At 68.4% G+C, this 14,036-nt stretch carries 11 protein-coding genes; 8 read left to right on the top strand and 3 right to left on the bottom strand.

Features of this window, described 5'->3' with window-relative positions; all coding sequences use genetic code 11:
* Nucleotides 1–88 precede the first annotated feature (88 nt).
* The 5 genes from HD593_RS58040 (at nt 89) to trxA (ending at nt 4,616) form a co-directional block, all read left to right on the top strand.
* Entirely contained in the window at nt 89–1,612 is a 1,524-nt protein-coding gene (locus HD593_RS58040) for a protein kinase family protein (protein WP_185111339.1), read from the top strand.
* Between the two features lie 15 nt (nt 1,613–1,627).
* Nucleotides 1,628–2,263: an RNA polymerase sigma factor SigM gene (gene sigM, locus HD593_RS58035; RefSeq protein WP_127937855.1), complete on the top strand. Its 636-nt coding sequence runs from the start codon at nt 1,628–1,630 to the stop codon at nt 2,261–2,263.
* Nucleotides 2,253–3,212, top strand: coding sequence for an anti-sigma factor family protein (locus tag HD593_RS58030; protein ID WP_185111338.1), 960 nt, complete (start codon nt 2,253–2,255; stop codon nt 3,210–3,212). Before sigM ends, HD593_RS58030 begins: the two co-directional genes overlap by 11 nt.
* Before the next feature lie 146 nt (nt 3,213–3,358).
* Nucleotides 3,359–4,291 carry a thioredoxin-disulfide reductase gene (gene trxB, locus HD593_RS58025; protein WP_185111337.1) on the top strand — a complete coding sequence of 311 codons (933 nt, stop codon included), beginning with the start codon at nt 3,359–3,361 and terminating at the stop codon, nt 4,289–4,291.
* Between the two features lie 10 nt (nt 4,292–4,301).
* The gene (trxA, locus tag HD593_RS58020; RefSeq protein WP_185111336.1) at nt 4,302–4,616 is read left to right on the top strand and encodes a thioredoxin; all 315 of its coding nucleotides are present in this window, start codon (nt 4,302–4,304) and stop codon (nt 4,614–4,616) included.
* Between the two features lie 79 nt (nt 4,617–4,695).
* Here the strand turns inward: trxA and HD593_RS58015 are convergent, their stop codons facing one another.
* Nucleotides 4,696–5,244, bottom strand: coding sequence for a GNAT family N-acetyltransferase (locus HD593_RS58015; RefSeq protein ID WP_434094564.1), 549 nt, complete (start codon nt 5,242–5,244; stop codon nt 4,696–4,698).
* A 338-nt stretch (nt 5,245–5,582) separates the two neighbouring features.
* Here HD593_RS58015 and HD593_RS58010 point away from each other — a divergent pair, with 338 nt between their 5' ends.
* From HD593_RS58010 to HD593_RS58000, 3 genes are all read left to right on the top strand, one after another.
* Nucleotides 5,583–6,815, top strand: a complete 1,233-nt coding sequence (locus HD593_RS58010; RefSeq protein WP_246549801.1) for an aminotransferase-like domain-containing protein — start codon at nt 5,583–5,585, stop codon at nt 6,813–6,815.
* Between the two features lie 250 nt (nt 6,816–7,065).
* Complete coding sequence (locus HD593_RS58005) at nt 7,066–8,025, top strand: D-alanine--D-alanine ligase family protein (protein ID WP_185111334.1); 960 nt, start codon at nt 7,066–7,068, stop codon at nt 8,023–8,025.
* Between the two features lie 944 nt (nt 8,026–8,969).
* On the top strand, nt 8,970–10,016 hold the full coding sequence (locus HD593_RS58000; protein ID WP_312904412.1) for a threonine aldolase family protein: 1,047 nt from the start codon (nt 8,970–8,972) through the stop codon (nt 10,014–10,016).
* Nucleotides 10,017–10,429: 413 nt separating this feature from the next.
* Here HD593_RS58000 and HD593_RS57995 read toward each other — a convergent pair whose 3' ends face one another.
* Both HD593_RS57995 and HD593_RS57990 read right to left on the bottom strand, forming a co-directional pair.
* A complete protein-coding gene (locus HD593_RS57995; RefSeq protein ID WP_185111333.1) occupies nt 10,430–11,392 on the bottom strand; it encodes a ParB/RepB/Spo0J family partition protein in 963 nt (320 codons plus the stop codon).
* 1,613 nt (nt 11,393–13,005) lie between these two features.
* Nucleotides 13,006–13,773: a ParA family protein gene (locus HD593_RS57990; protein ID WP_185112736.1), complete on the bottom strand. Its 768-nt coding sequence runs from the start codon at nt 13,771–13,773 to the stop codon at nt 13,006–13,008.
* Between the last annotated feature and the right edge of the window lie 263 nt (nt 13,774–14,036).

Raw genomic sequence — 14,036 nt, 5'->3', positions numbered from 1 at the left:
CCACCCGGCATAGCGTGCCTTCGTGGGACACGGCCACGCAGGTGAGTCGAACGATGAGCACGTCCGATCGGCCAAGCGGAGTGAGCCAGTGAGCAGCACGTCGGCCGTCGAACCCGGCACCCGTCTCGCCGAGCGCTTCCGGCTGGAGGACCGCGTCAGCGAGTCCGACGGCGCCACGTTGTGGAAGGCGATCGACGAGATCCTTGCCCGCCCCGTGGCGGTGCACACCTTCGCACCCGACTTTCCCCGGGTCCACGAGGTCGTCACGGCCGCCCGCGCGGCGAGCCGGCTGACCGACCCGCGCCTGACCCAGGTGTTCGACGCCGCCGAGGACGACAAGAGCGCCTACGTCGTCAGCGAGTGGGTCACCGGCGAGACGCTGACCGACCTGCTGGCGAACGGGCCGCTGGAGCCCGAGCGCGCGGCGGGCCTGGTCGCCGAGGCCGCCGAGGCGCTCGCCCACGCCCACGAGGCCAACCTCTACCACCTGTGCCTGCGTCCCTCCCACCTGATGTGGACGAACGGCAACACGGTCAAGGTGCTCGGCGTGGCCGTGGACGCGGCCATGTGGGGCCTCACCACCGACCAGCCTGCGCTCGACGACGCCGAGGGGCTCGGCCGGCTGCTGTACGCGGGCCTGACCGGTCACTGGCCCGGCGACGAGGAGGAGGGCGGCCTGCCCGCCGCCCCCATGAGCGACGGCCACTTCTGCACGCCCCGCCAGGTCACCGCGGGCGTGCCCGGCTACCTCGACACGATCACCGTACGGGCCTGCCTGCCGGAGTCGCGCCGGGGCCAGGGCGCGCTGGCCAGCCCGTCCGAGGTCGCCGACTCGCTGGCCGACGTGGCCAGGCCGATGCCGATCCCGATCTCCTACCCCTCGACCCCCGCGGTCGCCTCGGCGTCCCACACCGAGGGCCTGGACATCGCCCACCGGCAGAAGACCACCCCCTCCCCGCCGCTGCCGCCCCTCCAGATGCCGCACCGCCCGTCGAACGGCGGCGGCAGCACGCTCAACCGCGTGCTGATGACGCTGGTGGTGCTGCTCGTCATCGCCGCCGTCGGCGTCGGCGCCTGGACGATCGGCCGCAGCCTCGGCAGCCCGACCACCTCGCAGACGGCCAGCGCCGCCCCCACCTCGACCCAGTCGGCCACGGTCAACGCCCAGGTCGTCAAGCCGAAGAACGCCAAGGGCTTCGACCCGCTGGGCGACGGCGACGAGAAGAGCGACATCGCGAAGCTGGCCATCGACGGCAAGCCCGGCACGTTGTGGAAGACCGAGACCTACACCAGCGCCGACCTGGGCCGGCTCAAGGACGGCGTGGGCCTGCTGCTCGACCTGGGCAAGTCCATGCAGATCAGCGACGTGGTGGCTACGCTGTCCGATGCGCCGGGCGCGACCGTCGAGCTCAAGGTGGGCGACTCTCCCGAACTCGACTCGCTGAAGACCGTGGCGACCGAGAAGAACGCCGCAGGTAAGACCACTCTCGCCCCCGACGAGGCCACGAGCGGTCAGTACGTTTTGATCTGGTTTACGCGTGTTCCGACGGATGCAGGCACTTTTCATGGCACCATCTATGAGGTAGTGGTGCACTCTCCCGGATCGGCATAATCAGGAATCTCTCTTGTGAACTCCCCACCCGAGACACCCTCAGCAGCGGAGCGGCCGGCGGTCACAGACGCCGAGCTGCTCACCGCGCATATCAACGGGGATCCACACGCCTTCAGCGAAATCGTCAAGAGGCACCGCGACCGCATGTGGGCGGTCGCACTGCGTACGCTCGGTGACCCCGACGAGGCCGCCGACGCCGTACAGGATGCCTTCGTCTCCGCATATCGAAAGGCCGCCACGTTTCGCGGCGAGGCGGCCGTCACGACCTGGCTGCATCGGATCGTGGTGAACGCCTGCCTCGACCGCATGCGCCGCAAGTCCGTCAGACCGGTCGCCGACGACGAGCTCATCGAGGCAGCCGAGCGCGAGACTCCGCTGCCCGACCAGACCGTCGAGCGCGAGGTCTCGATGGAGGTTTCGGCTGCTCTGAAACTGCTGCCCGCCGACCAGCGGGCGGCGCTGGTGCTGGTGGACATGATGGGCTATTCGGTCGAAGACGCAGCTCAGGTGCTTCAGGTGCCCAGCGGCACCGTGAAGAGCCGGTGCGCACGGGGTCGCGCGAAACTTGCCCCAATTCTTTCGCATCTGCGGAACCGTTCGGACCTCAATCGCGTCTCATCCGCGAAGGGAGCAGAACTTCGTGACGGGTGATACGCACTACGATCTGGAAATCCTCGCCGAGCTGGCCGAGGGTCTCCTGGACGTCGGCACGGCGCGCCAGGTCCGCGAGCATCTCGCGGTCTGCGACCCCTGTGGGGAGCTCCTGGCCGACCTGGCGGCGGTTCGCGAGGTGCTGGCCGCGACACCCACCCCGGCCATGCCGATGGGTGTCGCACTGCGCATCGACAAGGCCCTGGCCGCCGAGGCAGAGTCCCGGCGCGGGGGTGTCGGCCTCGTGGAAACACCGGACTGGGATGAGCTCATGCGGGACGCCCCGTGGGAGCGGCAGGCCGAGGTTCCGGAGCCCGCACGCCTGGGCGCCGTGGCCTCCGCGGGCGACGTCCCCGAGGTCGAGGAGCCGGTACGCCTCGGCGTGGTCTCCGACGACGGCACGATCGTCCCCGCCAGGACGACCCGCACCATGCGGCGGCGGCGCTGGGCGATGCCCGCGGTCGCGGCCGCGGCGGCTGCCGTCGTGGTCGGCACGGCCGTGGCCTCCACCGGCCTGCTGGCGAGCGGCGGCGACAGCGGCGCGGGCGTCGCGCCACCACCGATCGCCCTGCCACCGGCGCAGACGGCTGAGCCGTCGCCCAGCCGGACCGCGCAGCGGGCCAAGGAGGCCGTCAAGGACGTCTACGTGACCAACAGCGACCACAACTACAGCGATCCAGAGCTGCGCATGTCGCTGGAGAGCTTCATGGCTCCCGCTCCCGCCATCCCCGGCGACTCCGATGACGCCGGCAAGGTGGCCAAGTGCGTCAACGCGGTGTCCAAGCGCGCCCACCTCAGGGTGTTCGCGGTGGACCAGGGGCAGTACAACGGCCAGGAAGCGCTCATCATGGCCTCCTGGAAGCAGCAGGCCGCCAAGAAGGTCCGCGTCGACGTCGTCGACCCGTTCAACTGCAAGAGCCTGCGCAAGCCCGCCCTGGGCCGCTGGTAACGATCGTTCGCAGATAAGCCCACGTCAGAGCCCGCTTCGGCGGGCTCTTTCGTTTCTCCCAGCGTTGCCGGGTAGGGCAGGGAATCAGGTCGGCCTAGGATCTGTTGACGCCGGTGCAAACAGCAGACGAGGAAGGCGTGGGAGCGTTGAGCGACGTCCGTAACGTGATCATCATTGGATCCGGCCCCGCCGGTTACACGGCGGCCGTCTACTCCGCGCGCGCCGAACTCAAGCCGCTCGTCTTCGAGGGCTCCGTGACCGCGGGCGGCGCGCTCATGAACACCACCGACGTGGAGAACTTCCCCGGGTTCCCCGACGGCATCATGGGCCCCGACCTCATGGACAACCTGCGCAAGCAGGCCGAGCGGTTCGGTGCCGAGCTGGTGGCGGACGACGTCGTCGAGGTGGATCTGAACGCCAACCCCAAGGTCGTCAAGACCCACACCGACACGTACTACGCCAAGTCGGTCATCCTGGCGATGGGCTCCGGCTACCGCGAGCTCGGCCTGGAGAACGAGAAGCGGCTGTCCGGCCACGGCGTGTCGTGGTGTGCGACCTGTGACGGGTTCTTCTTCCGCAACAAGGACATCGTGGTCGTCGGCGGTGGCGACACCGCGATGGAGGAGGCCACGTTCCTGACCCGGTTCGGCCGCATGGTGACCGTGGTGCACCGCCGCGACGAGCTGCGGGCCAGCAAGATCATGCAGGAGCGGGCGTTCGGCAACGACAAGATCCGCTTCGTGTGGGACTCCGAGGTCGTGGACGTGCTCGGCGAGGGCAAGGTCGAGGCGGTCAAGCTGCGCAACGTCAAGACCGGCGAGGAGTGCGAGCTGGCGACCGACGCGCTGTTCCTGGCCATCGGCCACGACCCCCGTACGGATCTGGTCAAGGGTCAGATCGACCTCGACGAGGAGGGCTACATCAAGGTGGCCTCCCCGTCCACGGCGACCAACATCGAAGGCGTGTTCGCCGCCGGCGACGTCGTCGACCACACCTACCGCCAGGCCATCACCGCGGCGGGCACCGGCTGTGCGGCCTCGCTCGACTCCGAGCGCTGGCTCGCCAACAACGAGAAGTAAGGAGCGCACCGTGAAGGCTGTCACCGACGCCACTTTCGAGTCCGAGGTCCTCAAGAGCGACAAGCCCGTGCTGGTCGACTTCTGGGCGGAGTGGTGCGGCCCGTGCCGCCAGGTCGCGCCCATCCTCCAGGAGATCGCCAAGGAGCACGGCGACAAGCTGGAGATCGTCAAGCTGAACATCGACGAGAACCCGGAGGTGCCCCGCCAGTACGGTGTGCTCCAGATTCCGACGATGAACGTCTACAAGGGTGGAGAGGTCGTGAAGCAGATCATCGGCGCCAAGCCGAAGGCCATGCTGCTGCGCGAGCTCGAGGGCATCATCTAGGACGCCCATGAGAACGCCCCCGTGGTCTTCGTGACCGCGGGGGCGTTCTCCTGTCGGGGTAGAAGGCGCTGTGGTGGCGTCAGACGGGACGTAGTGCCCGTTCCGGGCTCATGGAGCCGAGGAGGCGTTCGAGGGCCACCTCGACGTCCTCACGCCACGAGACGGCGCTCTTGAGCTCCAGCCGCAACCGCGGAAATCGCAAATGCGGACGAACAGTCTTAAACCCCACAGAAAGCAAGTATTCCGCTGGAACGACGCAACTAGGCTCTTCCCACTTGAGATCCCCGAAAGCTTCAATGGCTTTCACGCCGCGCCGCGTCAGGTCCTTGGCCACTCCCTGAATCAGCATCCGGCCCAGCCCGCCACCCGAGAACTCGGGAATGATGTGCGCCGTCATCAACAACACCGCGTCGGCGCTCACCGGCGAGGTGGGGAAGGCCACCGAACGCGGCGTGTAGAGCGGCGGGCTGTAGAGCACGAACCCCGCGGGCACGCCGTCGACATAGGCGATCTTCCCGCAACTCCCCCACTCCAGCAGGGTGCCGGAGATCCAGGCCTCCTTCTCCAGCGCCGGATCGCCGGAATCCACCGCCCGTTCCCCGCTCATGGGGTCGAGCTCCCAGAACACGCACCTTCGGCAGCGGCGCGGTAGATCTTCAACATTGTCCAGGGTTATGTTGACCAGCCGGCGCGACAACTACGGCCCCTATCGTTGACCCGGAAAAGCGCGCGAAAACCGCGTCTACAGGTGGCATCGTAGCCCAGTGAAGATGCCGCCACCGGACACCACGACGGTCGAGCCCGGCGACGGGCGACATGTCCGTCTGGCGTAATCTGGTATTTCAGCCCCATATGAGACCTAGGAGGTGGGCCGTGACGGAAGAGCAGGATCACGGTCAGACACCCGCGACCCAAGGGTCGCGCATCGACGCCTACGTCGATCGGTACGCCGCGCGAGCTACCGGGATGGTCGCCTCCGAGATCCGAGCTCTCTTCGCCGTCGCGTCGAGGCCCGAGGTGGTCTCGCTCGCGGGCGGCATGCCGTACGTCACGGCCCTTCCCCTCGACATGGTCGGCGAGCTCGTCTCCGACCTCGTCACCCGGCGCGGTCCCGTCGCGCTGCAGTACGGCTCCGGCCAGGGCGACCCGCATCTGCGCGAGCAGATCTGCGAGGTCATGCGGCTTGAGGGGATCAACGCCGGGGCGAACGACGTGGTCGTCACCGTCGGTTCGCAGCAGGCCCTCGACCTGATCACCCGGATCTTCATCGACCCGGGCGATGTCGTGCTGGCCGAAGGGCCCTCGTACGTGGGGGCGCTGGGAACGTTCGCCGCTTATCAGGCCAAAGTGGTCCACATCGCCATGGACGATCAGGGCATCGTGCCCGAGTCGCTGGCACAGACCATCTACGCCCTGGAGACGGCCGGCGCGCCCATCAAGTTCCTCTACACGATCCCGACCTTCCACAACCCCGGCGGCGTCACGCTGAACATCGCCCGCCGGCAGCAGGTGCTCGACATCTGCCAGCGGGCCGGGATCCTCATCATCGAGGACAATCCGTACGGGCTGCTCGGCTTCGACGGCGAGCCCATGCGAGCCCTGCGGGCCGACAACCCCGACGGCGTGGTCTACCTGGGGTCGTTCTCCAAGACGCTCGCCCCCGGCTTCCGCGTCGGCTGGGCGCTCGCTCCGCACGCCATCCGCGAGAAGCTCGTGCTGGCCATGGAGTCGGCCGTGCTGTCGCACTCGTCCTTCACGCAGCTCGCGGTCGGACAGTACCTCGCGACGCAGCCGTGGCACGAGCAGATCAAATCCTTCAGGGAGCTCTACCGCGAGCGCCGCGACGCGTTGCTGGACGCGCTCGAGTCGCTGATGCCGCCCGAGGTCACGTGGACGCGGCCTGGGGGCGGCTTCTTCGTCTGGGCCACCCTGCCGGAAGGGCTCGACTCCAAGGCGATCCTGCCCCGGGCCGTGGCGGAGCGGGTCGCGTTCGTGCCGGGCACCGGGTTCTTCTCCGACGGCAGCGGCGCGCGGCACATGCGATTGTCGTACTGCTATCCCGCGCCCGACCGCATCCGTGAAGGGGTGCGCAGGCTGGCCGGGGTGATCGAGCAGGAGATCCAGCTCAGGGACACGTTCGGCACCGCCTCCGCCCGCGACCACCTGGGCGTCGACACACCAGGGCCCGACCTGGCCTGATCCTCACCGGCAGGCCGGCGTCGCGCAACCAGCGACGCCGGCCTGTCGCCGTTCACGGCAGGAGACCGTCAGTGCATGCGGCGGGAGCGCGTTCACGGCGATCACGGCGGGAGACTGTCGCTGTTTACGGCGGAGATGGGAGGGGATCGCCGGAGAAAGCACCTCCCGTACACCATTAGCCCCAGCCGCCGGTACGGTTGGACAGCCTGACATCAGCGGCGTCAGCCAGCGGCTTCAGCGGAGGGATGAGATGAGCGATCTGGGCCACGTGCTCGTGCTGGCCGGAGGCCTCTCCTACGAGCGAGAGGTGTCTCTGCGCTCGGGTCGCAGAGTCAGCGAGGTGTTGCGCGCGACGGGCATCGACGTGGAGACCCGCGACACCGACGCCTCCCTCGTACCCTCCGTCCTGGCCGACCCGCCGGACGCGGTCTTCGTGACCCTCCACGGCGGCGCGGGCGAGGACGGCGCCATCCGCTCCGTCCTGGAACTCCTCAACGTCCCGTACGTCGGCGCCGACCCCGACGCCTGCCGCGTGGCGTTCGACAAGCCCACCGCCAAGGCCGTCGTCCGCTCCGTCGGCCTGTCTACCCCCGCGTCCGTCACGCTGCCCAAGGAGACCTTCCACGACCTCGGCGCCACGGTCGTGCTCGGCCGCATCGTGGAACGCCTCGGCCTCCCCCTGTTCGTCAAGCCCGCCCGCGGCGGCTCCGCCCTCGGCGCCTCGTTCGTCCCCACCGCCGAGGAGTTGCCCGCCGCGATGGTCGGCTGCTTCGCGTACGGCGACACCGCGCTGATCGAGCGGTACGTGGAGGGCGTCGAGGTGGCCGTCTCCGTCGTCGACCTCGGCGACGGCCCCGTGGCCCTGCCCGCCGTGGAGATCGTCCCCGACGAAGGCGTGTACGACTACGCGGCCCGCTACACCGCCGGCCACACCGAGTTCTTCGCCCCCGCCCGCCTCTCCGCCGCCGCGGCCACCGCCTGCGCCGAAGCCGCGGTGACCGCCCATACGGCATTGGGGCTGCGCGACATCTCCCGGACCGACCTGATCGTGGACGCCGACGGGGTGCCGCACTTCCTCGAGGTCAACGTGGCACCGGGGATGACGGAGACGTCGACATTGCCGATGTCGGCAGAGGCGGCCGGTCAGGACCTCGGCGAACTCTGCCGCACCCTCCTCCAGAACGCCGCCTCCCGCTCCGCCACCTCCTAGGCCCTCTGTTTTCACACCGCCGAGCCTCGTGCATGATTTCCACGAGGCTTTCTCGCGCGCGCTCCCCGAGACCTCGTGCATGTTTCCGTGAGGCCACTTGCGTACCTTCCGCGAGACCTCATGCGTGCTTTCCGTGAAGCTTTCTGTGCGCCGGTCGTGCGGCGCTCCTAGCCGCACGACCGGTGCAGCGGCGCGGCGGCGCGCCAGGCGCAAGATGTGCTGCGCCAGCACGTACCAGCGGCCGCGAAATCAGCTCGCGCATGCGCCCGTCCTCGCGCGCCCTTCCTCGTACGCGCGCCACCTCACACCACACGGCCTCGCGCGCGCCCCTCCTCGTACGCGCGCCAATTCGCACCCGCGCCGCCTCACCGCCCACACCCATACCCGCCGCATGCGCAGCCCCGCCGACGCAGCGCTTCCCGGATGCGCAACCCCACCGACCCTGCGCTCCCTGACCCGATTTCGTTGATCCTCGCTTCTCACGGCACGGACGCCCGCACGTGCGGCACCGGCATCGGCATCGACACGCGCTCAAGCAAACAGCCGAACACCCCCACCCCGAAGCACCAGCACGAGAGCCACCTGACCACGGCGCGCGTCCGCACACGGAGCCGCCCAACCACGGTGCCCTTCACCCGCCAGACACCCGACGCAGCACTCCCCCATCCCCCAAACGCCCCTCGACCGCCACGCTCTCACCCCCACATGAGGACGTGCGACTCCCGCAGAAGGTCGCGGTTCCCACAGAAGGTCGCGGGATTCCCACAGAGGGGGCGCTCAATCCCCAGAAGCCGCGCGCCCCCAGAGAACATCACCCCCGGCCCACGTCAACGACAACCCTCACTCCCCATCGGCAGCGACCCGCACGCACACGATCACACCGGCGACCGTGGTCACCACCTCGGCGAGACGGAACGCCCACCCCATGTCAGTAGCCTTACGATGTGCTGATCGATTCGATGTACCCCAAGAGCTTCGCCAGCGACAACCACGCCGGCGTACACCCGGCCATCCTCGAAGCCATGACCGCCGCTAACGTCGGCGACGCACCCGCGTACGGCGACGACAACTGGACCTCAGCGTTCGAGGAAAGAATCAAGCAGACCTTCGGTCCGGACGCCGACGGCTTCGCGATGCTCAACGGAGCAGGCGCCAACATGGTCGGCCTCGCTCTCATGCTGGGCCGCTACAGCGCCATCATCTGTGCCGACAGCGCCCACATCGCCACCCACGAAGCAGGAGCGTCGGAGCGCCTCCTCGGCGTGAAGCTCATGACCGTCCCCACAGAGGACGGCAAGCTACGCCCCTCCGACATCAAGTCGCGCCTGGGCGGCCTCGGCAACCCCCACGAGTCCCAGCCCGCAGTCGTCTCCATCTCCCAGACCACCGAACTCGGCACCACCTACTCCCCCGCCGAAATCACCGCCCTCGCCGAGACGGCACACGAGTCGGGCCTGCGCCTTCACGTGGACGGTGCCAGGCTCGCCAACGCAGCCGCGTACCTCGGCTGCGACCTGAAGGCCATCACAACGGACGCCGGAGTGGACGTGTTCAGCTTCGGCGGCACGAAGAACGGCGCACTGGCCGCCGAGGCCGTCGTCGTCCTCGATTCATCGCTCGCTCACGCCGTACCGTTCCTCCGCCGCCAGTCCCTTCAACTCGCCTCGAAGATGCGCTTCATCTCCGCACAACTCACAGCCCTCCTGACGGACGACCTTTGGCGTCGAAACGCCGAACATGCCAACGCGATGGCCACCCGCCTGGCGGACGGCCTGGTAGACATCCCCGGCGTCTCGCTGGCGTACCCGGTCCAGTCCAACGCCGTCTTCGCCACCCTCCCGCTCCCCCTCGCCGAAACCCTCCGCCAGCGCTACCTGTTCCACTACTGGGACGAAGCCGCAGGGACCGTCCGCTGGATGACCGCCTTCGACACGGCACCGGAACACGTAGACGACTTCCTCGTCGACATCCACAAGGCCGCCGCCGTGTAGCGCACACCCCCCACCGGCCCACGTTTCACGTGAAACAAGGCCCACCAACTCCAGCCGCCACCCGCCACCAAATCCCAGAAGCGGCCGCTCTCACCCCCGGCACCCGGCACCCGGCACCCGGCACCCGGCACCCGGCACCCGGCACCCGGCACCCGGCACCCGGCACCCGGCACCCGGCACCCGGCACCCGGCAAGAGACGACCACGACCCGGGCTATCCAGCAAGCGCCGGCCACCCACGTTTCACGTGAAACAAGAACGCCGCTGACGAGAGCTCGTCAGCGGCGCGGGACATTCACTTCCCATGTTTCACGTGAAACAGAACCAGAGATCCACAGCACGGGAGCAGAGCCCCACAACACCCCGGCGCCATGTTTCACGTGAAACCACAACGACACGAGATGGCCGGATCGGTCACTCCTCAGCCTCCCGCATCGCACGCACCGCCTCAGGCGCCATGGTCCCAATGATGCGCTCAAGATCATCGATCGTGGCGAACTCCACCACGATGCGCCCCTTCCTGCGCCCCAGATCCACCTTCACCTTGGTCTCGAAATGATCGGACAGCCGGTCGGCGAGATGGGTAAGACCCGGCGCGGTCGGCTTGGCAACCGGACGCTCCCGCGCCGGCTTCGTCGCCGCCTTCGCGCTCCCCATCGACACGATCTCCTCCACCGCCCGCACCGAGAGCAGCTCCGCCACGATGCGCTTGGCGAGCTTGATCTGCTCCTCGGCGTTCTCCAGCCCAAGAAGAGCTCGGGCATGACCGGCGGTGATGGACCCAGCCGCAACCTTGAGCTGAACTTCAGGGGGCAGGTTCAGCAGACGCAGAGTGTTGGTGATGTGGGAGCGAGAGCGGCCGACCTTCTTCGCAAGCTGATCATGCGTCGCCTGGAAGTCATCAAGCAGTTGCTGGTACGCCGCCGCCTCTTCCAACGCGTTCAACTGCTCACGCTGAAGGTTCTCGATGAGGGCATCACGCAGGAGATCGGTGTCCTGCGTGTTGCGAACGATCGCCGGCACCGGGTCGAGACCCACCTGCTGGCACGCCCGCCAACGCCGCTCCCCCATGATCAGCTCGTACTGACCACCTCCGACCGACCGGACCACGATCGGCTGCAGAAGCCCGACCTCCCGGATGGACGCCGCAAGCTCCTCAAGACGCTCCTCATCGAAGACGTCACGCGGCTGCCGCGGGTTGGGGACGATCGCGGACAGCGCAACTTCCTTGAAGTACGCCCCGGCGATCGGCTTGGGCCCCGTCTCCCCCGTTGACCCATTCGACGGGGTCGGCGCCGCCCCCGTACCGTCAACGATGGGACCGGTCGGGATGAGCGCCCCGAGTCCCTTGCCCAATCCCCGCCGCTGCTGACTCACTGCGTCTCCTCATCCACCCGGTCGATTCCGGTCACTCCAGGAGAGGTTACCGTCGCCTGCCCCGCAGGGTGCCCCCTCGCCACACACCACCCCGTTGGATTTACACCGACACGGTCACAAACCTGCCCAACTCGTGACTGAGCCCCAAGATGCGCCAGTCCCATCCACAGCAACCCCGAACGACGCGATGCCATCCCAGCACCAACGAGGCAAGCGGCACGTGGCGACGCGGGCCCGACGCCAACGAGGTAAGCGGGACGAGGCGAGGTGAGCGCAGCACCAACAGGCAATTGGGTGCGGCGAGCCTTACACCGTGCGCGAGTGATGCGAGCGCGACGCGCGTATGGTGCGGCACGTGCAGCGGGCGGGGCCGCGCCAAGCGAAGGATGGCCGACGGGCGACGGGCGACGGCAACGAGAGAGGAAGCAGAGCGAGGTGGGCGGAGAGGCAAGCACAACGCCGTGGCGGGCGACGAGCGCGGGCGAGTAGGCGGGTGCCGCAAGCGAGCAGCAGAGAGGAACGAACGCGACAAGCGGAGCGAGGAAGCGCGACATGGGTGGGCGCATTGAGGCGGGCGGCGGGATGAGCACGGCGAGGCAGGTGGGCGAAGCAAGCGCAGCGCGACGATGAGCGAGGCCAGCAAGGCGAGCAGCAGGGCCAGGCTGAACCTAGCGGCGCGGTGAGGCAGGGAACGCGGCAGGCGAATGCGAGCAAGGCACGCGGAGCGCAGCGCGCGCAGTGCAGTAGGCGTGCGCGGAGCGCAGCGAGCGCGGTGCAGTAGGCCGCGACGAAGGAAGCAGGCGAGGCGAGCCACGCGTCGGCCGAGAAGTGCGTGCCATCGCCGGCTGCGGCAATGGACTAGAAGAGCATGCGACCGCCGGTAGGCGCGGGGGGACAGTGCGGGCCGGCGGCCGGCGGATGCCGGTACGACCGCGTGTGGGCACAAGTGCACGGCCGGCCAGTCCCACTCGGTACTCCGATGCCCAGACGAGCCTGCTCACGGCTCAGCGTTCAACACGGACCGCTAGTCGCATGCCCTTCCTGACGGGCACCGCATGCGAACGGCCGAGGCGGTTGGCAGCTCTGCATGGCGCACGAGTTGCGGCCACAGCGGGGTGGGCGGCTAACGGTCGTTGGACTCAGCAGGTGATTCAGGAGCCACAGCGGCGGGCTGGGGAACGAAGCGCCACGCACGTCACTCTCCACGCTGAGGGGCGAGCGCCAGCGCATGGCAACGATGCGCTGTCGTTCGGTGCGCCCGCCAACCACAGGACCACAGTGCGCCGACCCCGCCGCACCTCCCCCGCACCGAGCCCGCCCACGGCGCGAACCCAACACGCGGTCGCATTCGTACGGAGTCACAAAGCCGCTGAGCACGCGATGAACAACACATGACCACGGCCGATGCGGCCGTGCAGGGATGACCAGCCTGCACCAGGCGAGCACGCGGAAACAGGACCATGCCAGCGCGCCCCGCCCCCAAGCGCAGTAACGACGCCCTCAGCGCAGACCGCATTCCCGCACAGGCATGTCCCGAATGCAGGCATGCAACGAGTCCGGACGTACCCGGAACCAGGCGTACGCCCAGTGCGGACGAACGCAGATGCCAGATCTCAGGCGACAGTGGCGCGGTGAGCGATCTCTCGGGCGGCGTCCATATAAGCCATCGCCCCACTGGACCCCGGATCGTACGTCATCACAGACTGCCCATAACTAGGCGCCTCCGACAACCGCACGCTACGCGGAATCACCGTATTCAACACCGTCTCCCCGAAGTGCGCCCGCACCTCCTCGGCCACCTGCGACGCCAGCCGCGTCCGCCCGTCGTACATCGTCAGCACGATCGTCGACAGCCGCAGCGTCGGGTTGAGATGCGCCTTGATCAGGTCGACGTTCCGGAGAAGCTGGCCGAGCCCCTCCAGCGCGTAGTACTCGCACTGGATCGGGATCATGACCTCATCGGCCGCCACCAAGGCGTTCACCGTCAGCAGCCCGAGCGACGGCGGGCAGTCGATCACGATGTAGTCGAAATCCACCCCCTCGTACGCCGCCAGCGCCCGCCGGAGCCGGGCCTCGCGGGCGACCAGGGAGACGAGCTCGATCTCCGCACCCGCGAGGTCGATGGTGGCCGGAGCGCAGTAGAGGTTCGGCATGTCGGGCACCTGCTTGACGATGTCCGCCATCGGCAGATCGTCCACCAGCACCTGGTACACGTCAGGAACGTCACCACGATGCTCCGTCGCCAAGGCGGTGGAAGCGTTGCCCTGCGGGTCGAGGTCCACCACGAGGACGCGCTGGCCGTGCATGGAGAGGGCGGCGGCGATGTTGACCGAGGTGGTCGTCTTGCCCACGCCGCCCTTCTGGTTCGCAACGGCGATCACTCTGGTCTTGGACGGGCGTGGCCAGGTGCCGTTGCCGTCGTTCGAGGTCTCGCCTGGCTGAGCGGCCGTCTGGGTTGCAGATGTTTCACGTGAAACCACTGAGCTGAGGGCCTCTCGTACCAGGGGCGAATCACCGGGGTTCAGGGGGGTCTGGGTCACGTTGGCCATCCTTTCAACCAGTGGTGTGCCGGTGCCGGGAGTTTGCTGTCGCGACACGCCCATTTCAGGCCAGCCAACCCCGTTGGGACTCTCGGACCGACGGC

The sequence above is a fragment of the Nonomuraea rubra genome, assembly GCF_014207985.1.
GTDB classification, from domain to species: domain Bacteria; phylum Actinomycetota; class Actinomycetes; order Streptosporangiales; family Streptosporangiaceae; genus Nonomuraea; species Nonomuraea rubra.
The sequence above is the reverse complement of the archived record's forward strand: the minus strand, read 5'-3'. Positions and strand labels throughout refer to the sequence as shown.